Source organism: Pseudaeromonas paramecii, assembly GCF_039540575.1.
Lineage (GTDB): Bacteria > Pseudomonadota > Gammaproteobacteria > Enterobacterales > Aeromonadaceae > Pseudaeromonas > Pseudaeromonas paramecii.
Map to the genome: position 1 here is coordinate 184148 of NZ_BAABFC010000010.1, position 22570 is coordinate 206717.

The 22570-nt window shown below is 60.4% G+C and carries 22 protein-coding genes; 11 read left to right on the plus strand and 11 right to left on the minus strand.

Translation table 11 applies throughout. The features are described 5' to 3' along the window. Window positions 1–76: 76 nt before the first annotated feature. Window positions 77–1405: an amino-acid N-acetyltransferase gene (argA, locus tag ABD847_RS08065; RefSeq protein WP_345011791.1), complete on the minus strand. Its 1329-nt coding sequence runs from the start codon at window positions 1403–1405 to the stop codon at window positions 77–79. 234 nt (window positions 1406–1639) lie between these two features. On the opposite strand from argA, the gene ABD847_RS08070 reads away from it, so the two are divergent. Genes ABD847_RS08070 through ABD847_RS08080 form a run of 3 tightly spaced genes read left to right on the plus strand, consistent with a single transcriptional unit; the run spans window position 1640 to window position 5220 of the window. Beyond that, window positions 1640–2305, plus strand: coding sequence for an HAD family hydrolase (locus ABD847_RS08070; RefSeq protein ID WP_345011793.1), 666 nt, complete (start codon window positions 1640–1642; stop codon window positions 2303–2305). A 47-nt stretch (window positions 2306–2352) separates the two neighbouring features. Next, window positions 2353–2820 carry a DUF4357 domain-containing protein gene (locus ABD847_RS08075; protein WP_345011905.1) on the plus strand — a complete coding sequence of 156 codons (468 nt, stop codon included), beginning with the start codon at window positions 2353–2355 and terminating at the stop codon, window positions 2818–2820. A gap of 24 nt (window positions 2821–2844) precedes the next feature. Further along, the gene (locus tag ABD847_RS08080; protein ID WP_345011795.1) at window positions 2845–5220 is read left to right on the plus strand and encodes a DNA polymerase II; all 2376 of its coding nucleotides are present in this window, start codon (window positions 2845–2847) and stop codon (window positions 5218–5220) included. Window positions 5221–5238: 18 nt separating this feature from the next. Here ABD847_RS08080 and ABD847_RS08085 read toward each other — a convergent pair whose 3' ends face one another. Further along, window positions 5239–5562, minus strand: coding sequence for a translation initiation factor (locus ABD847_RS08085; RefSeq protein ID WP_345011797.1), 324 nt, complete (start codon window positions 5560–5562; stop codon window positions 5239–5241). Window positions 5563–5705: 143 nt separating this feature from the next. On the opposite strand from ABD847_RS08085, the gene ABD847_RS08090 reads away from it, so the two are divergent. From ABD847_RS08090 to yfcE, 4 genes are read left to right on the plus strand one after another with little or no spacing between them, the layout of a single operon-like run. Further along, window positions 5706–5933 (plus strand): FeoA family protein, encoded by a 228-nt coding sequence (locus ABD847_RS08090; RefSeq protein ID WP_345011799.1) that lies wholly within the window; start codon window positions 5706–5708, stop codon window positions 5931–5933. Further along, window positions 5930–8200 (plus strand): Fe(2+) transporter permease subunit FeoB, encoded by a 2271-nt coding sequence (gene feoB / locus ABD847_RS08095; RefSeq protein ID WP_345011801.1) that lies wholly within the window; start codon window positions 5930–5932, stop codon window positions 8198–8200. The genes ABD847_RS08090 and feoB overlap by 4 nt, the downstream gene beginning before the upstream one ends. Continuing rightward, on the plus strand, window positions 8197–8439 hold the full coding sequence (locus ABD847_RS08100) for a FeoC-like transcriptional regulator (protein ID WP_345011804.1): 243 nt from the start codon (window positions 8197–8199) through the stop codon (window positions 8437–8439). The genes feoB and ABD847_RS08100 overlap by 4 nt, the downstream gene beginning before the upstream one ends. A gap of 54 nt (window positions 8440–8493) precedes the next feature. After that, on the plus strand, window positions 8494–9045 hold the full coding sequence (yfcE, locus tag ABD847_RS08105; protein WP_345011807.1) for a phosphodiesterase: 552 nt from the start codon (window positions 8494–8496) through the stop codon (window positions 9043–9045). Here the strand turns inward: yfcE and hdfR are convergent. From hdfR to nagB, 5 genes are all read right to left on the minus strand, one after another. After that, entirely contained in the window at window positions 9042–9896 is an 855-nt protein-coding gene (gene hdfR / locus ABD847_RS08110; RefSeq protein WP_345011809.1) for an HTH-type transcriptional regulator HdfR, read from the minus strand. The two genes, yfcE and hdfR, sit on opposite strands and share 4 nt — an antisense overlap. Next, window positions 9896–10237, minus strand: coding sequence for a MaoP family protein (locus ABD847_RS08115; protein ID WP_345011811.1), 342 nt, complete (start codon window positions 10235–10237; stop codon window positions 9896–9898). The genes hdfR and ABD847_RS08115 overlap by 1 nt, the downstream gene beginning before the upstream one ends. A 238-nt stretch (window positions 10238–10475) precedes the next feature. Beyond that, window positions 10476–11699 (minus strand): ROK family protein, encoded by a 1224-nt coding sequence (locus tag ABD847_RS08120; RefSeq protein WP_345011813.1) that lies wholly within the window; start codon window positions 11697–11699, stop codon window positions 10476–10478. Next, window positions 11696–12847, minus strand: a complete 1152-nt coding sequence (gene nagA / locus ABD847_RS08125) for an N-acetylglucosamine-6-phosphate deacetylase (protein ID WP_345011815.1) — start codon at window positions 12845–12847, stop codon at window positions 11696–11698. The genes ABD847_RS08120 and nagA overlap by 4 nt, the downstream gene beginning before the upstream one ends. A 26-nt stretch (window positions 12848–12873) precedes the next feature. Beyond that, complete coding sequence (gene nagB / locus ABD847_RS08130) at window positions 12874–13674, minus strand: glucosamine-6-phosphate deaminase (protein ID WP_345011817.1); 801 nt, start codon at window positions 13672–13674, stop codon at window positions 12874–12876. 268 nt (window positions 13675–13942) lie between these two features. On the opposite strand from nagB, the gene nagE reads away from it, so the two are divergent. Both nagE and glnS read left to right on the plus strand, forming a co-directional pair. Continuing rightward, the gene (nagE, locus tag ABD847_RS08135; protein ID WP_345011819.1) at window positions 13943–15403 is read left to right on the plus strand and encodes an N-acetylglucosamine-specific PTS transporter subunit IIBC; all 1461 of its coding nucleotides are present in this window, start codon (window positions 13943–13945) and stop codon (window positions 15401–15403) included. 201 nt (window positions 15404–15604) lie between these two features. Then, window positions 15605–17266: a glutamine--tRNA ligase gene (gene glnS, locus ABD847_RS08140; RefSeq protein ID WP_345011821.1), complete on the plus strand. Its 1662-nt coding sequence runs from the start codon at window positions 15605–15607 to the stop codon at window positions 17264–17266. A gap of 86 nt (window positions 17267–17352) precedes the next feature. On the opposite strand, the gene fur is transcribed toward glnS, so the two are convergent. The 4 genes from fur to ABD847_RS08160 all read right to left on the minus strand — a co-directional run bounded on the left by fur (window position 17353) and on the right by ABD847_RS08160 (window position 19893). Continuing rightward, window positions 17353–17793 carry a ferric iron uptake transcriptional regulator gene (fur, locus tag ABD847_RS08145; protein ID WP_345011823.1) on the minus strand — a complete coding sequence of 147 codons (441 nt, stop codon included), beginning with the start codon at window positions 17791–17793 and terminating at the stop codon, window positions 17353–17355. Window positions 17794–18078: 285 nt separating this feature from the next. Further along, the gene (fldA, locus tag ABD847_RS08150) at window positions 18079–18603 is read right to left on the minus strand and encodes a flavodoxin FldA (RefSeq protein ID WP_345011825.1); all 525 of its coding nucleotides are present in this window, start codon (window positions 18601–18603) and stop codon (window positions 18079–18081) included. A 44-nt stretch (window positions 18604–18647) separates the two neighbouring features. After that, entirely contained in the window at window positions 18648–18944 is a 297-nt protein-coding gene (gene ybfE / locus ABD847_RS08155; RefSeq protein ID WP_345011827.1) for a LexA regulated protein, read from the minus strand. A gap of 172 nt (window positions 18945–19116) precedes the next feature. After that, on the minus strand, window positions 19117–19893 hold the full coding sequence (locus ABD847_RS08160) for an alpha/beta fold hydrolase (RefSeq protein WP_345011829.1): 777 nt from the start codon (window positions 19891–19893) through the stop codon (window positions 19117–19119). A 180-nt stretch (window positions 19894–20073) separates the two neighbouring features. On the opposite strand from ABD847_RS08160, the gene seqA reads away from it, so the two are divergent. Both seqA and pgm read left to right on the plus strand, forming a co-directional pair. Beyond that, window positions 20074–20577: a replication initiation negative regulator SeqA gene (gene seqA, locus ABD847_RS08165; protein ID WP_345011832.1), complete on the plus strand. Its 504-nt coding sequence runs from the start codon at window positions 20074–20076 to the stop codon at window positions 20575–20577. Between the two features lie 32 nt (window positions 20578–20609). Further along, window positions 20610–22259: a phosphoglucomutase (alpha-D-glucose-1,6-bisphosphate-dependent) gene (gene pgm / locus ABD847_RS08170; protein WP_345011834.1), complete on the plus strand. Its 1650-nt coding sequence runs from the start codon at window positions 20610–20612 to the stop codon at window positions 22257–22259. Window positions 22260–22570 lie beyond the last annotated feature (311 nt).

The window sequence follows — 22570 nt, forward strand, 5'->3', positions numbered from 1 at the left end:
CGGCGTGGAAACCAGAAATCTCCATTGCCAAAACGGGGCCGTAGTCTATTGCGGCCCCGCCTTTTTTTTGTCTAGATTACAACGACTTCATCAAAATCTTCGAGCGGCGCTGGTAGTTGTACAGCTTCTGCTTGGCCACCGGCAGATCCGCCACCTCGACAGGTTCGAAGCCACGCTCGCGGAACCAGTGAATGGAGCGAGTGGTCAGCACGAACAACTTCTGCAGCCGTTGCAGCCTGGCTTGCTCCTCGACCTTGGCCACCAGGCGATCGCCACGGTTGGAGTTGCGATAGTCAGGGTGGATCGCCACACAGGCCATCTCGCCCATGCCTTCCTCGGGGAAGGGATAGAGGGCGGCGCAGCCGATGACCATGCCGTCCCGCTCGATGATCTGGAACAGATCGATCTCCATCTCTAGTTGTTCCCGTGAGCGACGCACCAGAATGCCTTCCTCCTCCATGGGCCGGATCAGATCCAGGATGCCGCCAATGTCGTCTATGGTGGCACGCCGGGCCTGCTCGGCACTCTGCCGCACTATCTGGGTGCCGATACCGTCCCGGGTGAACAGTTCCTGCAGCAAGGAGCCGTCTTCGCGGTAGCTGACCAGGTGGCTGCGGGGAACGCCCGCCCGGCAAGACTTGATGGCGGCGCGCATGTAACGGGCGGTGCCTGAGCTATCTTCCCCCTGGGCCTCCAGTTGGGCCAGGCACTCCTCGGCCTGCTCGGGGAAGAGCTCGGAGACCACTTGTCCCGTGTGTCCTACCACCCCTTGGTTGGAGCAGAAGGCGATGAGCTTATCGGCCTTGAGATGGATGGCCACCTGGGCCGCCAGATCTTCGGCATTGACGCTGAAGCTCTCGCCGGTGACCGAGAAGCCGATGGGAGAGATCAGCACCACGGCGTTGTTGTTCAGCTGCCCCTCAATCCCCTGGGTATCGATGCGGCGCACCCGACCGCTGTGGCAGTAGTCGATGCCATCGTCCACCCCCAGCGGCTGGGCGGTGACAAAGTTACCGCTGACCACGTTGACCCGGGCGCCGGCCATGGGGGTATTCACCAGCCCCATGGACAGGCGGGACATGATCTCCAGCTGCAGACCGCCGCACACCTGCTTGATGATGCGGAAGCTGTCGCTGTCGGTGATGCGAATGCGCTTGTGAAAGCGGGAGCGGATCCCGGCTTGGGCCAGTTGGTTATCGATCTGCGGCCGGGCGCCAAACACCAGCACCAGCCGGATACCCAGGCTCTGCAACAGGGCGATGTCGGTGACGATACTGTTGAAGTTTTCATCGGCGATGGCTTCGCCGCCAATCATGATGACAAAGGTGGAGCCTCTGTGATGATTGACATAGGGAGTCGAGTGCCGAAACGCGCTCACCAATACTGCATCTCTTTCGCGAACCATGGCCGGTATTCCAACAGAAAAACTGGCGTTATGATGAGGAAAAATGCCAGGATGCGCAAGTATAAATAGTCACTAAAAGTGACTTTTTATGTTGATTGTGTTGGGGTGACATCCCGGCCGCTGCCGTGTATCGGCCAGGCATGGGGCTGGGTTTAGGCTTGAGCGGTGGCTCGACCTCTTCTTTAATAAAAGGGCAGCGGCAGGCCTGATGGCCACTGGAATAAGGAGTATGGCATGACGCAGATGGCAGTCTGTTTGGATTTTGATGGCACCCTGGTGGACTCTGAGCCCCTGCATTATGCCGCCTGGGCCGAGGAGTTGTCGGTATTTGGTGCGGCGCTGGATGAGGAGGAGTACCTGCGGCGCTTTGCCGGCATGGGCACCTTGAGTACGGCGGCCGTGTTGGCCCGGGAGTTTAAACTCGCCGTGTTGCCGGCAGAGTTGGCCGCGCGCAAAGGGGACCGCCTGATGACCCTGCTGGCCACCTCGCTGCCGCGCAAGGAGGCGGGGGCGGATGAACTGCTGGCCGGCCTGGCAGAGCTGGGAGCCAGTCTGGCGCTGGTGACCGGCGCTTACCGGCACGAGGTGCTGCCGGTACTCAAGGCCTTCGGCTGGCAGGAGTACTTTAAAGCGGTGATCACCCGGGATGATGTCACCCAGGCCAAACCCCATCCCGAGCCCTATCAGCGCGCCGTGCGGGCCCTGGGCCGTGAGCCTTACCAATGTTATGCCGTGGAGGACTCCGAGACCGGCATGCTCAGTGCGCTGCGGGCCGGGCTCATGACCCTGGTGGTGACGCGCCCCGGGGTCACTTTGCCACCACGACCCGAGCCTTATCACAGCTTTATGCGGCTTTCCTCACTGATGACTTGGTTCCTGGCTCGACAACAGGCAGACTAATCCGACGCGCCGGGGGCGCCATCAAACAAGGTGAGGATGCAGGGATGATGTTGAGCAAGCAGGTCAGTTTCATCGTGGATAATCGCGGCAATCGCCAGGCAGCTGTGGTGCCCATTGACATCTACGATGAGCTGATGGCGTTGCAAAAGGCCCTGCAGGAGAGCCGGCCCGGGGAGCGGGAACTGTACCATTTTCATGTCAAGGGGGCGGTGGCCAGCGGGTATCCGGTGGGGCAGCGTCATCAACCCGGTTTCATGCTGCTGGCTGGCTCCACCCTGGTGGCCGAGCAGGCGGACTCCCTCCGCGAGGCCGTGATTGAACTGCGCCTGAGTCTGCAAGCCAAGGGTCTGCTGGTGACGGAGGCGCCGGGCTATCGTTTGACCGAGGATTATCTGTTCAACAGTCCCAGCCTGGCCGCCAGCCTGGTGGCGGGCAACAACCGCAGTGGCCTGGATGCCTGGCGTAACGACGCTGGCTTCAGTCTTAAGGCGTCTGGCTTTGGTAAAAAAGAGTAGCCGGCGTCACCGCCTGCCCGCCCCATGACGCGACAACAGCCGGTGGATGAGACCGGCTTTTTGCTGACTCGTCAGGCCCTGGATCGCCAGGGCCGCTGCGAATTGCAATTCTGGGTAACCACCCAAGCCGGACCGGCCTTGCTGCGAGTGCCGGATCACGAACCCCTGTTTTTTCTCCCACAAGCCCAGCAGGCCCAGGCCGAAATCCTGCTGCAGGTTCATGGTCTGGCTGCACGCTTTCGCCCTTTGGCGCTGAAGAGCTTTGCCCAGCAGCCGGTGAGCGCCTGCTATTTGCCCAGTCTGAGCGTCGAACACCGTGCTCGTACCCTGTTGCGGCAGCATGGTCTTGCCTTGCTGGAGGCGGATGTCCGGCCGGTGGATCGTTACTTGATGGAGCGATTCATCACCGCCGGGGTCCGTTTCTGCGGTGAGGCCAGCGTCCATGCGGGATACCGGGAAGTCCGGGTCACTCAACTGGCACCGGCGGAACATGCTTGGCAGGGCCGCGCCCTGTCGCTGGACGTGGAGTGCGCGCCGGATGGCCGGCTGCTGTGCGTCGGCCTGTGCAACCAAGGCTGGCATACCGTCATCATGGTGGGGGCTCCACGTCCCTCACCGGCTGATGTGAAGATCGAATGGGTGGCCGACGAGCGCAGCCTGCTGCTGCACCTGGGGGCCTGCCTGCGTCAGCAGGATCCTGATTTGCTGCTTGGCTGGAATCTGGTGAATTTTGACTGTCGGCTCCTGCTGCGGCGGTTGGAGTTGCATGGGCTGGCGGCCGACTGGGGGCGGGCCGGCCAGCTGGCCCGGTTCTGGCCCTCGGCGGAGGGTAAGGATACCGGCACCCTGCTGTTGCCCGGGCGGGTGGCCGTCGATGGCATCGCCGCCCTCAAGTCTGCCGGCATGCACTTCGACAGCTACGCCCTGGAGGCGGTGGCCCGTCAGGTGCTGGGGGAGGGCAAGGATCTGCAGGGAACCGCCGAGCACCAGCGGGAGCAGGCCATAGTGCAGTGGCATCAGCAGGATCCGGTGCAACTGGCGTGCTATAACCTGCAGGATTGCCGGCTGGTTTGGGAGCTGTTTGACCGTCTGGCGCTGCTGCCGTTCTTGCAACGCCGCGCCCAGCTCTCCGGGCTGGCACTGGAGCGACCCGGCGGCTCGGTGGCGGCCTTTAGCCATCTGTATCTACCCAGGTTGCACCGGCGAGGCTATGTGGCGCCGGATCGTCCGCAGGGCCCCATCACTCCCTCGCCCGGCGGCTATGTGATGGACTCCGTGCCCGGCCTGTATCGACATGTGTTGGTGCTGGATTTCAAGAGTCTGTATCCCAGCCTCATCCGTACCTTCGCCATCGATCCCCTGGCGCTGGTGGAGGGCATGCTCCGACAGCAGGACACCATCCCCGGCTTTCTCGGTGCCCGGTTTGCCCCCGAGGTGGCCATTTTACCCGGCTTGCTGGCTCAGCTGTGGCAGGCGCGGGATCAGGCCAAGGCCCAGCAGGATGCCGTCCTCTCCCAGGCCATCAAGCTGTTGATGAACTCCTTTTATGGGGTGCTGGGGTCGCCGGGCTGCCGCTTCTTTGATGCGCGGCTGGCGTCCAGCATCACGCTGCGGGGGCAGTGGTTGATGCAGCAAAGCCGGCTCTGGCTGCAGGAGCAGGGTTATCAGGTGATTTACGGTGACACCGACTCTATCTTCGTCTGGTTGACGCCCGAGCAAGTCAGCGACCCGGTGGCGCAGGGGAAGGCGCTGGCCGCTGGCATCAACGACTACTGGCGGCAACGGCTCGTCGACGAGTTTGGCATCAGCTCCTGCCTGGAGTTGCAGTTTGAGCGCCACTATGCCCGCTTCTTCATGCCCACCATCCGTGGCCAGGAGCAGGGCAGCAAGAAGCGCTATGCCGGCTTGGTCAGCTCAGCGCAAGGGGATGAGCTGATCTTCAAGGGGTTGGAGAGCATTCGCAGTGACTGGACCGAGCTGGCCAAACAGTTTCAACAGGGACTCTATTGGCGGGTCTTCCACGATGAGGATGTGGCGGCCTTTGTGCAGCAGATGGTGCGTCAGACCCGGCAGGGGGAGTTGGATCACTGGCTTGTCTATCACAAGAAACTGCGGCGGCCCCTGGCGGCCTATCAGCTGAGTCAGCCGCCGCACGTCAAGGCGGCCATCAAGCTGGAGGCGGCCAGGCAGGCCGCCGGCCTGCCACCACTGTACAGCCGTCGGGGGGAGATCGCCTATTACCAGACCCTGGCGGGCCCGGAGCCGGTGGGCCATCGCCAGCATGCCATCGATTATCAGCATTACATCGACAAGCAGTTACGGCCGGTAGCGGAGGCGATCCTACCTTGGATTGGCGTAAGCTTCGAAGGCCTGGCCGGCGAGCAGCTCAGCCTGTTTTAGCCAGCCAGCGGGGTTTGCCTAGCCGCCGACCCAACGGGTGCTAAAGCCCGCCTTGGCCAGCTCGGCCTCAATGATCTCCCGCTTGTCCCCCTGAATTTCGATGATGCCATCCTTGAGGGCGCCACCGGTGCCGCATTTTTTCTTCAGCAGGCTGGCGATGGTCTTTTGCTGCTCTGCCGGTACCCCGTGGATGGTGATGACACCGGCGCCCTTGCGACCCTTGGTTTCCCGGCGCAGCCGCACCAGGCCATCGGCGGCAAATGGACTGGCCGAGGCGGCGGTCTGGGTGTTGAGGTGCTGGCCATCGGTGGAGTAGACCAGTCGAGAGTTGTTATCGGCCATCGTGGGGCTCCTGGGCATTCTATGTGCAAATTCTGTCGGTAAAAGGTAGAGATAGGTTGATCTGGATCACCCTTTTCTCTTTAGGGAAATCGTCTATAATGGCGATTACTGAGAACCATTATCAATGGTATTGAGGAGTCGCCATGCTGCTATCTGAACTGGAACCCGGTTGTGCCGTCCGCATCGGCAGCCTGGCGGGCGTCGAGCCTGCCGTGCGCCGCAAGCTGATGGTCATGGGGCTGCTGCCACACACCGAGGTTCGGTTGCTGCGTACCGCCCCCTTTGGCGATCCGCTGCAGGTGGCGGCTGATGGTATCACGCTTTCCCTGCAACGTGCCTTGGCCGGCCAGATTGAGGTGGAGTTGGTATGAAGTGGCATCTGGTAACCGTAGGTAACCCCAACAGTGGCAAGACCTCGCTGTTCAATGCCCTCACCGGCGCCAACCAGCATGTGGGCAATTGGAGCGGCGTGACGGTCGACAAGAAGACCGGCGCCTTTGAACAGGATGGCGATCAGTTCGACATCGTCGATCTGCCGGGCATCTATGCCCTGGAGGGCCGGGATGCCTCGGTGGATGAGCAGGTGGCGCTCAATTACGTGCTGACCCATAAGCCGGATCTGGTGGTCAACGTGGTGGATGCCAGCAACCTGGCGCGCTCCTTGTACCTGACCCTGCAGCTGCGGGAGCTGGGGCTGCCGCTGCTGGTGGTGCTCAACAAGTCCGATGTGGTGGCCAAGCGCCATCAGAGCATCGATGTCGAAGGCCTCAGTGCCGTGCTGGGCTGCCCCGTGGTGGCCCTGTCGGCCCACAACCGCAAGCAGACCCGTGGTCTCAAGGCCATGATGAGTGCCCTGATGGGCCAACCTCAGGCGCCGCTGGACAGCCTGCATTACGGCGACGAGCTGGAGCCGCTGATTGCCGAGCTGGCCGCCAGTCTGTCCCATCCCCATCTGGCGGCCCGCGGCTGTGCCTTGCGCCTGCTGGAGGAGGACGCCCGCCTGGCGGCCAACCTGCAGCTTGGCCAACCGGATCTGGTGACCAACCTGTGCAACCGGGCCAAGGCCCTGGTGGATCTGGATCTGCACCTGGCAGACGTGCGTTACGACTTCATTCATCAGCATTGCCAAGCCTGTCTCAAGCAACACGGCAAGTTGGGGGCCAGCGCCAGCGAGCGGCTGGATCGCTGGTTGCTCAATCGCTGGCTGGGGATCCCCATCTTCCTCGGTGTCATGTATCTGATGTTCATGTTCGCCATCAATGTGGGCAGCGCCTTCATCGACTTTTTCGATATCCTGGCCGGCGCCCTGTTTGTCGATGGCAGCCGCCATCTGCTGGAAGGGCTGGGCATGCCGGAGTGGCTGGTGGCGACTGTGTCTGACGGCTTCGGCAGTGGTATCCAGACGGTGGCCACCTTCATTCCCGTCATCGGCTTCCTGTTCCTGTTTCTCTCCATGCTGGAGGCGTCTGGCTATCTGGCCCGCGCCGCCTTCGTGGTGGATCGGTTGATGCGTTTTCTCGGGCTGCCGGGCAAGGCCTTCGTGCCCATGCTGATGGGGTTTGGCTGTACCGTGCCGGCGGTCATGTCGGCGCGCACCCTCAACACGGAGCGGGAGCGCCTCATCACCTCCGCCATGGCGCCCTTCATGTCCTGCGGGGCCCGCTTGCCGGTGTATGCCCTGTTTGCGGTGGCCTTCTTCCCCGACTCGGGGCAGAACGTGGTGTTTGCCCTCTACCTCATCGGCATCCTGGTGGCGGTGCTCACCGGTTTGCTGCTGCGCCGGACCCTGCTGCCGGGCAAGAGCGAGTCCATGCTGATGGAGATGCCGGACTACGAGCTGCCCCGGCTGGGCAACATGCTGATCAAGACCTGGCACAAGCTGCGTGGCTTCGTGCTGGGCGCCGGCAAGACGATCGTTCTGGTGGTGGCGGTACTGAACCTGTTCAACTCCCTCGGCACCGACGGCAGCTTTGGCCACCAGGATAGCGACAGCTCGGTGCTGAGCGTGGTGGCGAAGAAGGTGACGCCAGTGCTTTCACCGCTGGGGATACAGCCGGATAACTGGCAGGCCACCGTCGGCATCATCACCGGGATCTTCGCCAAAGAGGCGGTGGTGGGTACCCTGAACAACCTCTACCAGACCCCGGGAGAGGAAGCAGCGGCCGAGTTTGATCTGCTGGCCAGCCTGCAAGAGGCGCTGGCCACCATTCCGGCCAACCTGGCGGGCATCAATGCGACCGACCCCATGGGGATCGAGCTGGGTGAGACCAGCGATCTGACCACGGCGGCCGAGGAGCAGGCGGTGGACGTCTCCATCTTCGGCAACATGCAGACCCACTTTGCCGGTGCCACCGGGGCCTTCGCCTACCTGCTGTTCGTGCTGCTGTACATGCCCTGTGCCGCCGCCATGGGGGCTCTGGTGCGGGAGACAGGCCGTAGCTGGGCGCTGTTCACCGCCATGTGGTGTAACCTGTGCGCCTTCATGGTATCGACCCTCTACTATCAGCTCAGTCATCTGACGGTGCATCCGGTGCAGAGCCTCAGCTGGCTGCTGGCCTATGGCCTGGCCTTGGGGGGCATCGTCTGGCTGTTGCGCCGCCGCGGTGAACGCCTGTCCCGCAAGGTGGTGTTGCTATGATACTGCAGGAGGTGGGGCAGAGCCTGCAGACGGCGGGCCGCCTGAGTCAGAAGGAGCTGGCCCGGCGTCACCGGATCCCGGAGGGCATGCTCGAGGGCATCATGGGGGTGTGGATGCGCAAGGGGCGGGTGCGCAAATGCCAGACCGGCGGCTGTCATGGCGGTTGCTGTAGCCAGCAGGCCGAGGTGATATACGAATGGTTGCCCGAGGGCCAGATTGGCCTGGTGGTCTCCCCCTGATCCCCTAACGGGGTATACTGCGGGCTCCCTGTGCTGACATGGAGCCCGTTTTTTATGCGTCTTGCCCTGCTTTCCGACATTCATGGCGATCTGGTGGCCCTGGATCACGCCCTGCTGCAACTGGCCGCCTGGCAACCCGACTATTACCTGCTGCTGGGGGATCTGCTCAATCACGGCCCCCGCAATCCGGTGCCGGCCGGCTATGACCCCCAGGGGGTGGCGGCGCGGCTCAATGGGCTGCGGCAGCAGATCATCGCGGTACGCGGCAACTGCGACAGCGAAGTGGATCAGATGCTGCTGCAGTTTCCCGCCCTGGCATCCCATAACCAATTGCTGGTGGATGGCCACCGCTTCTTCATGACCCACGGTCACTGCCTGGCGGAGGAGAGCCTGCCGCTGACGGCGCGGGATCTGCTGCTCACCGGCCATACCCACAAGCTGCATTGGCAGAAGGATGGCCATGGTCCCATGCGCTTCAACCCCGGCTCCCTAGCCATGCCGCGGGAGGGGCAGCCCGCCAGCTACGGCCGCTACGAGGCGGATTGTCTGACCCTGGTGGAGCGAGAAAGCGGCGCCGTGCTGGCGCAGTACAGCCTGACGGACTAACGGCGAGCGCCGAAGATGAGCGGGGCGGCCAGCAGGTTGCCCAGCCGCTCCTCCTGATCAAAGCCATGGCGATAGGCCAGGTACAGGGGGCGGATCAGGGTGGGGGCGCCGTCCACCAGGTGCAGCTGCCCTTGCTTGAGGGCCGGGCTTGCCAGGTGGCGGGGTAAATAGGCGATGCCGCCGTGGGCCAACAGGTGTTGCAGGGCCTGGCTGACGGAGGCGGTGTGCAGGGTGGGGCTGCGTTGCAGCAACTCGCTAGGGATCCCCTGCTGAGTGCTCTGCTGACCGCACTCGAGCCAGATAAGGGGCTGGCTGGCGGCCTGTTCCAGATTGAGCTGCGGGGTGCGACTCACCAGGGTCAGCTGGTACTCGGCCAGGGGACGCACCGTCACCTCGTCTATCTTGCTGGGTTCGGCAAGGATGGCCAGATCCAGGGTCCGCTCCAGCAACTGACGACAGAGTTGTTCGCGGTTGGCGGTTTCCAGGCGCAAGGCCGGTTGGCTACCCTGGGCAAACCAGTGATCCAGCCAGGCCTGCAGGCCCATCTCCCAGCAAAACAGGGGGGCGCCGACCGCCAGCAGTTGCTGTTGGGCCTGATCCCGGGCCAGCTCCAACTTGGCGCGGCCCAGGGTCAGTAAGATGCTCTCGGCGTAGGGAATGAGATGTTGACCGGCGGCGGTCAGCTGGATGTTATTCCGATGGCGGGCAAACAGGGTGACCCCCAGTTGCTGCTCCAGCTGTCGGATCCGGAAACTGACCGCCGACTGGGTCAGATACAGGTTTTCTGCGGCACGACCAAAATGGCGAGTCTTGCTGACCTCGATAAAGGTACGCAGCAGATCTGTATCCATTACTCCAGGGACTCGTCCACAGTGTCGAAGCTGCCGCTGTCATCGCCACCGGAACCGGAGGCGGTGCACAGGCGATGTACCCGACGGGGTCCGATGACCTTCAGGTACTTCAACCACACCTTGGCGTAGAGGTGGCCGCTGGCATCCCCCTGTTGCACCCTCTCCAGAAAGCTGGTTTCTAGCTCATCCTGGGGCTGTGTCTTGCCTTGGTAGAGACTGAGCATGGCGTGGCCATGCCGTTCGAGCAGGTCGGCTTCAGCGACGGTGAATTCGCCACTGCGGCGGATACCCCGGGGAAAGTGTTGCAAGTCATTAAAGCGCTTATCAGTTTCGAAGCTCATGATGCTCGTATTCATTGTTGGTGGAACTGTCGCGGGCAAGTATGTTCAGGGGGCAACAGACTTAAAAATCGAGTTTTTTCATTTTACGATAAAAAAAATTAATCAAAAACGCGGGGCAACACAAAAGACTCACAATTGACCCTTCTTGATGGTCCTGTGCAGTAAAAACGACTGAAAAAAACACTAAAAAGGCCATTCCCTGGTAGGAATGGCCTGTGCGACCACGCTGGTAGGGCCATTATTCCGTTACCGAGGGGGTCATCAACCGTTGCAGCAGATCGCTTTCGTACAAGGCCCGCTTGATCAGGGCATAGCCACCAATGGTACCGGCATGCTGAAAACGGGCTAGCTCAATAGGCAAGTCTTGATGAAAACTCGGCAGGGATTGTTGGTCGATACAGCGTTGTAATACGGGCCAGAGAATGTCCCGACACTGCATTATCTCACCGGCGAGCAGCAGTTTTTGCGGATTGAACAGGTTGACCATGATGGCCAGGGTGCGTCCCAGCTGCTCAGCGGCGTGCTCCAGCACATGGCGTGCCAAGGGGTCGCCCGCCTGAGCCGCCTGGCAGAGCGCCTCTATGGTGAGGTTATCCGCCGCAAGCTGGCTGGGATGTCCTTGGGCCAACAATTGCGCCGTGCGACCCAGGATGGCGGGATTGGCCACTATGGTTTCCAGACAGCCGAAGTTGCCGCAATGACAGCGCTGGCCAAATGGCTCCACCTGTATGTGACCGATTTCCCCGACGTTGCTGTTCTTGCCCAAGAAGATTCGGCCGTTGCTGAGGATACCCGCGCCGGTTCCCTGGTGTACGCTCACCAGGATGGCATCGTGACAGCCCTGGGCGGCGCCTATCAGGTGCTCTGCCAGGGCATGGGCGCGGGTGTCGTTGCCCAGGTAGACCGGCAACCCTAAGCGTTCGGCCAGCCAGGGGCCCAGGGCCAGCTCCCGGAGCTGGTAGCGGGGCATGTAAAACACCATACCCTGCTGTGGGTCGATCAGACCCGGCATGGTCAGGCCGACCGCGATCAGCCGCTGCAGTCGTTGGCCATATTGCGCGATAAAGTCACCCAGGGTCTGCAGCAACTGGTCCATAACGGCCTGCTGCTCTGTGACTGAGACCGGCCACTGCTGGTTGGCCAGCTCCTCCCCCTTCAGGTTGTAGAGGCTTAGCTGCAGTCTGTCCCGTCCCAGTCGTCCGGCCACCAAGCCGAGCGTCTCATCCTGGCAGGCGAGGGCAATGGCCGGACGCCCGCCTGTGGGGGTGGACTCCTCCAACTCACGGATCAGACCGGCCTCCAGCAACTGACGGCTGAGCTTGGTGATGCTGGCCGGCGCCAGGGCGGAGAGTTCCGCCAGCCGAACCCGGGAGAGGGGACCCTGCTCATTGATGAGCCGGTAAACCAGGGCCGAGTTGACCTGCTTGACCTGCTCTACATTGGCGACCTGGGAGAGTGTCATGGTGTTTGCTCTTGGTAGTGGCCCTTGACCACGGTGGCACGCACGTGGAAGTCATCGTCAAACAGGGTCAGGTTGGCCAGCATGCCCACGGCAATGCTGCCGAGGCGATCCGCCACCCCCAAAGCCCGGGCGGGATACAGCGAGGCCATGCGCAGGGCTTCATCCAGCGGCAGGCCTACATGCCGTACCAGATTGGCCACGCCTTCCATCATGGTGAGGGCTGAACCGCCCAGGGTGCCATTGGCATCGATACACTTGCCGTCCCGATAGAACACCTGGGTGCCACAAAAGTCGAACTGTTCGAAGCCGGCGGGTGCTCCCGCCGGTGCCACCGCATCGGTCACCAGACACAGACGTTCGCCCATTACCTTGTGGGCCAGCCGGACATTTGCCCAGTGCACATGGTGACCATCCACGACTATGCCGGCATAGACACTCGGGTGATCGTAGATGGCGCCCACCACGCCGGGCTCCCGGCCGTTGAGGGTGGGGGTCATGGCATTGTACAGATGGGTGGCAAAGCCGATGCCCGCGGCAAAACCGGCCATGGTCTCTTGATAATTGGCGGCACTGTGGCCCAGGGCCACCAGTATGCCGGCCTCTGTCAGGCGTTGGATGTGTGCGGGACGGTTCTGCTCGGGGGCCAGGGTGACTTTACGCAGCCAGGGTGCTTGCTGGCAGAGAAAGTCTATCATGCTGTCGTCCGGATGACGCAGCTGCGCCAGCGGGTGTATGCCCTTGCGCTGAGGATTGGTGTAGGGACCTTCCAGGTGCATGCCTAGCACCAAGTCGGGTTGTGCCGTCATGAACGCCTGCACGGCCCCCAGGGCGGTTCGAATCGTCTCATCCGGTGCACTGATCAGGGTGGGCAGGAAGCTGGTGGTACCGCTGCGCAGGTTGGCCTCGTGCATGGTTTGCAGGGTGGCCTGATTCGGTGTGTTGTTAAACAAGACACCGCCACAACCGTTGAGCTGCAGATCGATGAAGCCGGCGGTGAGGTGGCCGCCGGCCAGCTCACGCCGGGGTAGGCTGGGATCCAGCTTGTCCAGCGGCAGCAGGCCGGCGATCCGGTCGTCCTCAATCAGCAGCGCATGGTCGCTAAGACTCTGGCTACCTGTATGTATCTGGGCATGGGTGAGTGCGTACATACTACTTCCTGTATTGCTCCTGGGGTTTAGAGGCGCTTGATGTTCTCGGCTTCCAACTCCTGAAAATATCGAACCGTCTTGACCTTGAGCTCCATGGTGCAGGCCTCATCGCAGACGATCAGGCTCTTGGGGTGCAGCTGCAGGGTGGAGATGGTCCACATATGGTTGACGCTGCCTTCCACCGCCGCCTGCAGGGCCAAGGCCTTGGCGTGACCGGTCACCAGTATCATGATCTCTTCGGCATCCATCAGGGTGCCAACCCCCACCGTCAGGGCCAGCTTGGGCACCTGCTGCATGTCACCGTCAAAGAAGCGGGCATTGGCCAGCCGGGTGTCTTCGGTAAGGGTCTTGATCCGCGTACGGGAGTTCAGCGAGGAGGCCGGTTCATTGAAGGCAATGTGACCATCGTTGCCGACGCCGCCCATAAAGAGGTGGATTTTGCCATAACGGCGGATTTTTTCCTCATACCCTTGGCATTCGGCCAGCAGATCCGGGGCATTGCCATCCAGCAGATGGATATTCTCGTCGCGCAAGTCCACATGGGAGAAGAAATTGTCATACATGAAGCGCCGGTAGCTCTGCGGGTGTTCTGCCGGCAGCCCTACGTACTCATCCATGTTGAAGGTCACCACGTTGGCAAAACTGACGTCACCTTGCTGATACAGCTGGATTAGCCGGCGATAGGTGCTCAGGGGGGTGCCGCCGGTGGGTAGGCCCAAGACGAAGGGCCGCTCCGGGGTCGGGGCAAAGGCCTTGATGCGATCCACTATGTAACGGGCGGACCAGAGGCCGACTTGGTCGGCTTGCTTGAGGGGGATGAGGCGCATGAGATTCTCCTGCTACGGTTGATATTTTACATGGTGAAATAATATCGCAAAAAATGCCAGTTCAATCTTGGTGTAATGGCGCCTCATTGTGATGAGAATCTAAATATAGGCGTTATTGCGCGCTGTAAACCGTGATTTTTATCACGCAGAAGCAATCTATATTTGCGAAGTGAAATAAGTGTGGTTACCTTGGATGACAGGAGCCAGATTGCAGGCTCTACAAGCCGGTTTCATACCGGGCAATCTGAATAACAGTGAGGATGTGGATGTGAATATTCTCGGATACATGCAAAAAGTCGGGCGAGCCCTGATGGTGCCGGTGGCCACCTTGCCGGCCGCGGCCATCCTGATGGGGGTGGGTTACTGGATAGACCCGGTGGCTTGGGGCGGCAACAGTGCGCTGGCGGCCTTTTTCATCAAATCCGGCGCCGCCATCATAGACAACATGTCCGTGCTGTTTGCGGTCGGGGTCGCTTATGGTCTGTCCCGGGACAAGGATGGTGCCGCGGCCTTGGCGGGGTTTGTGGGTTATCTGGTGCTGACCACCCTCTGTTCCCCGGGGGCTGTCAGTCAGATCCTGGGGCTGCCCCAGGATCAGGTGCCGGCGGCCTTTGGCAAGATTGGCAACCAGTTTGTCGGCATCCTGACCGGTATCATTGCCGCCGAATTGTATAACCGCTTCAGCGGCGTCGAGCTGCACAAGGCCCTGGCCTTCTTCAGTGGCCGTCGCCTGGTGCCCATACTGACCTCCTTCGCCATGATCCCCCTGGCGTTTGTCATGATGTACCTGTGGCCGATGATCTACGGCGGTCTCGTGCATTTTGGTGAAAGTATCCAGGGGCTGGGAGCGACGGGGGCCGGCATCTATGCCTTCTTCAATCGCTTGCTAATCCCCGTGGGACTGCACCATGCCCTCAATTCCGTATTCTGGTTCGATGTCGCGGGTATCAACGACATTCCCAACTTCCTGGGTGGCGCCCAATCGCTGGCGGCCGGCAAGGCCGTCGTGGGGATTACCGGCATGTATCAAGCTGGCTTCTTCCCCATCATGATGTTTGGCCTGCCCGGTGCGGCCCTGGCCATCTACCATACCTCCCGGCCGGAAAACCGTGAGAAGGTCGCCTCCATCATGCTGGCTGCGGCCTTCGCCTCCTTCTTCACCGGGGTGACTGAGCCGCTGGAGTTTGCCTTCATGTTTGTGGCGCCGCTGCTGTATGTGCTGCATGCCCTGCTCACCGGCTTGTCCGTCTACATAGCAGCGACCATGCACTGGATGGCCGGTTTTGGTTTCAGCGCCGGTCTGGTGGACATGGTGCTCTCTTCCCGTAATCCGTTGGCGCTCAACTGGTTCATGTTGCTGGTACAAGGTGCCGTCTTCTTTGGCCTCTACTATCTGGTGTTCCGCACCGTTATCGTGCGCTTCAATCTCAAGACGCCGGGGCGGGAACAGGCTGAGGCCCAGGTGGCTGTGGCTCCGGTACAGGATAAGGCGGGTCTGGCCGCTGGCTACCTGCAGGCCCTGGGGGGCAAGGGCAATCTGGAGGTGATCGATGCCTGTATCACCCGACTGCGCCTGACCCTGAAAGACCGCTCGCTGGCCGATGAGGCCGCCATTAAGGCCCTGGGGGCGGCAGGCGTCATCAAGCTGGGTGAGAAGAATCTGCAGGTGGTGCTGGGGCCGGAGGCCGAGATCATTGCCGCCCAGATGAAGACCCTGGCAGAAGCCTGAAAGAGACGCTTACAACAATCTGGGTGGTCGGTTCCTACTTTCGATTGGCTACCCCGAGTGCATCCTTAACCCGCCTTGTGCGGGTTTTTTTCACTGAGTCACACCGAGTCGGCTAGCGAATTGCACTTGAGCCAGCCGCTGTATTCATGGATCATACGCGGTTAACGCAGTTGAAGCTTCTATCGATCTTGAGGTGAGTAAATGACTCAGGCGGACAATCGCCCCACCAATTTCATCCGGCAAATCATCGACGAGGATCTGGCCAGTGGTAAGCATGACCACGTTCAGACCCGCTTTCCGCCGGAGCCAAACGGTTACTTGCACATTGGCCACGCCAAGTCCATCTGCCTGAATTTCGGCATCGCCCAGGATTACCAGGGCAGCTGCAACCTGCGTTTTGACGACACCAATCCGGCCAAGGAAGAGGTGGAGTATGTGGAGTCCATCCAGAAGGACGTCCAGTGGCTTGGCTTCCAATGGAATGGTGAGGTGCGTTACTCCTCGGACTATTTTGATCAGCTGCACGCCTACGCGGTGGAGTTGATCGAAAAGGGGCTCGCCTACGTGGATGAGTTGACGCCGGAACAGATCCGCGAATACCGCGGTACCCTGACCAGCCCGGGCAAGAACAGCCCGTATCGCGATCGCAGCGTGGCGGAGAACCTGGCGCTGTTCGACAAGATGAAGCAGGGTGGCTTTCAGGAAGGGCAGGCTTGCCTGCGGGCCAAGATTGACATGGCTTCCTCCTTCATCGTCATGCGGGATCCCGTGATCTATCGGGTGAAGTTCGCCGAGCACCACCAGACCGGCAACAAGTGGTGCATCTACCCCATGTACGACTTCACCCACTGCATCTCGGACGCCCTGGAAGGCATCACCCATTCCATCTGCACCCTGGAATTCCAGGATAACCGCCGTCTGTACGACTGGGTGCTGGATAACATCAGCATCGACTGTCATCCCCGTCAGTACGAGTTCAGCCGCCTGAACCTCGAATACAGCATCATGTCCAAGCGCAAGCTCAACCTGCTGGTGACCGAGAAGCTGGTGGATGGCTGGGATGATCCCCGCATGCCCACTATCTCCGGCCTGCGTCGCCGTGGTTATACCCCAGCGGCCATTCGGGAGTTCTGCCGTCGCATCGGTGTGACCAAGCAGGACAATACGGTGGAGATGAGCGCTCTGGAGTCCTGTATTCGCGAAGATCTCAACGAGAACGCCCCGCGGGCCATGGCGGTGTTGCGTCCGGTGCGCCTGGTGATTGAAAACTATCCGGTGGACCAAGAAGAGATCCTGAGCTCTCCCAACCATCCCAATAAGCCGGAGTTGGGAACCCACGAGCTGCCGTTCGCCCGCGAGATCCTCATCGACGAGGCGGATTTCCGTGAGGAGGCCAACAAGCAGTTCAAGCGTCTGGTGCTGGGCAAGGAAGTGCGTCTGCGCCATGCCTACGTGGTCAAGGCAGAGCGGGTGGAGAAGGATGCTGATGGCAATATCACCACCATCTATTGCACCTACGATGCCGAGACGCTGGGCAAGGATCCGGCCGATGGGCGCAAGGTGAAAGGCGTGATCCACTGGGTCAGCGCCAAGCACGCCGTGCCGGCCACAGTGCGTCTGTATGATCGTCTGTTCAGCGTGGCCAACCCGGGGGCGGCAGACGATTTTCTTGCGACCATCAACCCCCACTCCCTGACCCTGATCGAGGGTGCCATGCTGGAGCCAAGCCTCAAGCTGGCGCAACCGGAGCAAGCGTACCAGTTTGAGCGTGAAGGTTACTTCTGTGCCGACAACAAGCTCTCCAGCCCGGATCACCTGGTGTTCAACCTGACGGTAGCGTTGCGGGACACTTGGCAGGGCTGAGGCTCATCGCTCAGGTCGCCCGGTTAACCGGGCGACCAGTAAAAAAACCGCCGAAAGGCGGTTTTTTTATTGGGGTGCTGGCGCCACTACTTTTTGGCGTTGCGTTTGGCCACACACTCTGGGCTGTTGCAGTGGCCGTACAGGTAGAGGCTATGGTGGGTCAGTTCCAGACCGTGGGCCTGGGCGATGGCGTTTTGCCGCTGCTCTATGATGTCATCGTGAAACTCGATGACTCGGCCGCAGTCCAGGCAGACCAGGTGATCATGGTGATCCTGATGAGCCAGCTCGAACACTGACTTGCCGCCTTCAAAGTGATGACGGGTAACGATACCGGCGTCGTCAAACTGGTTCAGTACCCGGTAGACGGTGGCCAGGCCGATCTCTTCACCTTGCTCCAGCAGCAGCTTGTACAGGTCTTCCGCACTGATGTGCTGGCATTCCGGTAGCTGCAGATACTCCAGTATCTTGGTACGGGGGGAGGTGATCTTCAGACCGGCGTCTTTAAGCTGTTGGCTGTTGGTTGTCATGTCGGGTATCTTGCTCATAGGCCTCAATCAGGCCAAATATCTGTCATTGATGAGATTCATTATACGTTTCAATCTTGCCAAATTGGAACCGTAACGGCCAGATTGGTGACGGGCTTGTTAAATTGGCCGCAGGGTGGTGGCTTGTGATCGGATGATGACGGATGTAACCAGTCGCTAAGAACGCTGGGGCCAAGGCTCATTACCTGCGGGAGCTTCGGTCGTCAGCTGCCAGAGAAACGAAAAGGTCTGCCGTGGCAGACCTTTTCGTTGGCGCATGAACCTTGCTTATTGCAGCTCAGCCAGGCACATCTCGTCCACCAGCTGCTTACACCAGGCCTTGACGCGACCTTCGGTCAGCTCGGGTTGACGGTCTTCGTCAATGCCCAGACCAACGAAGTGCTGGTCGTCGACCAGGGCCTTGGAGGCCTCGAAGTGATAGCCTTCGGTGGGCCAGTTGCCCATGATGATGGCGCCGCGCGCCTCTACGATGTCACGCAGGGTGCCCATGGCATCCAGGAAGTACTCGGCATAGTCTTCCTGATCACCGCATCCGAAGATGGCAACCAGCTTGTTGGTGAAGTCTATCTCTTCGAGTTCGGGAAAGAAGTCATCCCAGTCGGCTTGTGCCTCACCGTAGTACCAGGTGGGGATGCCCAGGATCAACAGATCAAACTGGGCGATCTCTTCCTTGCTGCTCTTGGCGATATCCCGCACATCCACCAGCTGTTCTCCCAGCTCCTTCTGGATCATGCCGGCGACGGTTTCGGTATTGCCGGTATCGCTACCGAAGAAAAGACCTACGCTTGCCATAGTGGTTCATTACCCTTGGTGTTGAGGTGTGATTTAAGTATGAATTATTCCTGCACGCCGGCGGCGCTGCACGAATCAATATGCTGTTTGATCAACCACTGGATCAAATCGGCACGGCTGATCTGCTGTGCCTTGGCCAACTGGTTGAGGTGATCGAGCGTGCTGGCATCCAGCTTCAGCTCGACACGGCGAAAGCCTTTCTCCTTGTCCCGCTTGAGCTGATTACGTTTGTTGATCTTCAGCTGCAGGTCGCGGGGCAGGGGATTGGTCTTGGGCCGCCCTGGTCGCTTCTCATCGGCGAACAAATCCAGGGTGGTACGATCGGACTGCTGTTTTGCCATACCTATCTTTAACAACGATCGACATCGGATTCTGGGTGAAGACACTTCGCCATGGGGCACGGCGCCGGTGGGCGCTGGCTGGCAAGTCTCCCGGGGCAGGAACGGATCACTCCCATGGGCTCACAGCCCTCCCAGCAGAGCCGGCGAACTATAGCATAGGGGGTCGGGGCTGTTAACTGCTTGCCGACAGGAAATCCACAACCAGCTTGTTGAACAGCAGGGGTTTTTCGGCATGGGGCCAGTGGCCGGCCCCCAGTACCAGCTTGGCTTTGGCCTGTGGAAACAGGCGCTGTATGGTGTCTTGGTGCTTGGGTTGCAGGTAGGCAGACAACTCACCCTTGATAAACAGGCTGGGGCCTGAATAACGCCCTTCAACGGGCGGCCAGGCCAGTATCTGCGGGTAGTCGGTGCGCAACACCGGCAGGTTGAAGCGCCAGCCGGGCCTTGTTCCCGGCAGGAAAGACTTCAGCAAGAATTGGCGCACCGCAGGATCCGGCAGGTGCTGTGATAGACAGGCATCCGCCTCACTGCGGGTCAATGGCGCCTGGGCGGCCACGGCTTCCAGGCCCGCAAACACCGCATCGTGCTCGCCGGGCTGGTAGTCTGCCGGGGCCATGTCCACCACCACCAGTTTTTGCACCCGCTCGGGATGGTGTAGCGCAAATTGCATCGCCACCTTGCCACCCATGGAATGGCCCAGCAGCATGACGCGCGATAAGCCCTGTTCATCAAGCAATTCGAGGAGATCGGCCACCATGGCCGGGTAACTGTGTTCGGCTGAATGAGGGGAACGGCCGTGATTGCGCAGATCCAGCGTCAGCACTGCGAACCCGGCTTCACCGAGCGCCTTGGCCAGCTGGCCCAGATTGTCCAGACTGCCAAACAGGCCATGGATCAAGACCACCACCCGTGCGGGGTCGCCAGGGCAAAACTGGGTATGAAGCTGCATGGGGTACTCCTTGTTGGTCGGCAATATCATGCATTAATCGCTGTGAAAACAATACCATGCAAAATAAAGGGATATGACTGGCTTCATGAGGAGCCAGCTGGTCAGCCCAATGGTTGGGCTCTTGATGAGGACTATGTATAATCCGTCCATTTATCGTGTAACCCAATTGCAAGAAGTGCCATGAAGACCATAGAGGTTGATGAAGAGCTTTACCGTTACATTGCCAGTCAGACCCAGCACATAGGCGAAAGCGCCTCCGACATTTTGCGTCGCTTGCTGGGGGCGACCCCGCAATCCCTGACCTGTCAGGCCGACGAGGTGTCTGTTGAGCCGATGGCCGCCGCTGAGGCATCGCCGGCGAGCCTGCCCGATGCAGACACCCTGGCTGCAGAGGAAAGTTCCATCGGCCGCTTCATGTTGATCCTCACCGCCTTGTATCGCAGTCAGCCCGAGGCCTTTGCCCAAGCGGCCGAGCTCAAGGGGCGTAAGCGTCTTTATATCGCTCGCACGCCGGAGGAGCTGCAGGCGAACGGCACCACCACCAAGCCCAAGCCCATTCCCGATACGCCATTCTGGGTCATCAGCAATACCAATACCGCGCGCAAGCGGCACATCATCAGTCAAGTGATGACAGCGATGGCCTATCCTGCCGACCAGATCGAGCAGGTGTGTGACAAGGTTTAGTCTCAACTACACATTCAATTAGGAAATTTGATATGGCCCAGCATGAACACGCCGGCAAGCCGGCACGTTTGCAAGATCTCACCAATATCCCGCGTCTGATGTCGGCGTACTATCTGAACAAGCCGGACATGTCCAAGCCGGATCAGCGTGTGGCCTTCGGTACCTCGGGTCACCGTGGCAGCTCTTTGAAGAGCGCCTTTACCGAATCCCATATCCTGGCCGTCAGTCAGGCCATTGCCGAGTACCGCCAGGCTCAGGGCATCACGGGCCCGCTGTTTATCGGCATGGATACCCACGCCCTCTCCGAAGCGGCGCTGGCGTCGGCTGTGGAAGTGCTGGCGGCCAACGGGGTGGAGGTGCGTATCGAGAAGGGGCTGGGTTATACCCCGACACCCGTGGTCTCTCACGCTATCCTGCGTTACAACGGGGCCGGTCTGACCGACAAGGCGGACGGTATCGTCATCACCCCGTCTCACAACCCGCCGGATGACGGTGGCTTCAAGTACAACCCGCCCCATGGTGGCCCGGCCGAGGGTGAGATCACCAAGTGGGTGGAAGATCGTGCCAACGCGCTGCTGGAGCAGGGGCTGGCCGGTGTCAAGCGGGTGAGCTTCACCCAGGCGCGTGCCATGAGCAACGTGCAGGAGCACGATTTCATGACCCCCTACATCGAGGATTTGAAGAACGTCATCGATGTGGACGCCATCAAGCAAGCTGGCGTGAAGATCGGCGTGGATCCCCTGGGCGGCTCAGGCGTGGCCTACTGGGATGTGATTGCCAAGACCTATGGTCTGAACATCGAAGTGGTCAACCATGCGGTGGATCCCACTTTCTCCTTCATGACCCTGGATAAGGATGGCAAGGTGCGCATGGACTGTTCCAGCCCCTGGGCCATGGCCAGCCTGATTGGCCTCAAGGACAAGTTTGACGTGGCCGTGGCTAACGATCCGGATAACGATCGTCACGGTATCGTCTGCAAGGCCGGCCTGATGAACCCCAATCACTACCTGGCGGTGGCCATCCAGTACCTCTTCACCCACAGACCCCACTGGCCGGCTCAGGCTGCGGTGGGCAAGACGCTGGTCTCTTCCTCCATCATCGACCGCGTGGCCAAGAGCATCGGTCGTGAGCTCAAGGAAGTGCCGGTCGGCTTCAAGTGGTTCGTCGATGGCCTGTTCGATGGCAGCTTCGGCTTTGGTGGCGAAGAGAGCGCCGGTGCCTCCTTCCTGCGCAAGGATGGCAAGGTATGGACCACCGACAAGGACGGCATCCTGCTGTGCCTGCTGGCCGCCGAGATCATGGCGGTGACCGGCAAGGATCCCCAGACCCTCTACAACGAGATCACTGCCCAGTTTGGCGCGCCGCTCTATCGTCGTATCGATGCGCCGGCCAACACCGAACAAAAAGCCGTGCTCTCCAAGCTGGATCCGGCCCTGGTGGAAGCGGCCGAGCTGGCAGGTGAACCTATCCTGGCCAAGCTGACCGCGGCGCCGGGTAACGGCGCGGCCATCGGTGGCCTCAAGGTGGTGACCGAGAACGGCTGGTTTGCGGCGCGCCCCAGTGGCACCGAGTCCATCTACAAGATCTATATGGAAAGCTTTATCGGCGAAGCCCATCTGGATCGCATCCAGAAGGAAGCTCAGGAGATCGTCTCCGCTGCCCTGGCCAAAGCCGGCGTCTGAGCTGGTTAAGCAAAAAAACCGACCCTTGGGTCGGTTTTTTTTTGCCTGTGGCGTCGCGCCGGGCTAAGCGCAATGCGGGGCCTGTAACTGGCACGAAATTTGAAATCGCTTTCTTGCTGTGGTTGCGTCGCGCTTATTTTCAGATATTTTCATGGCAATTCAAGAAAAATATGCTATCAGATATATTTTAAACGAAAAATTACACATAAATATTTGATAAGTAACGGTAAATATCTTTTGTGTTGCCAGCTTGTTTTTGAAAATACTTTCATGAAAATAGGGGGGGATAACCAGGATGAAATGTGACTTAG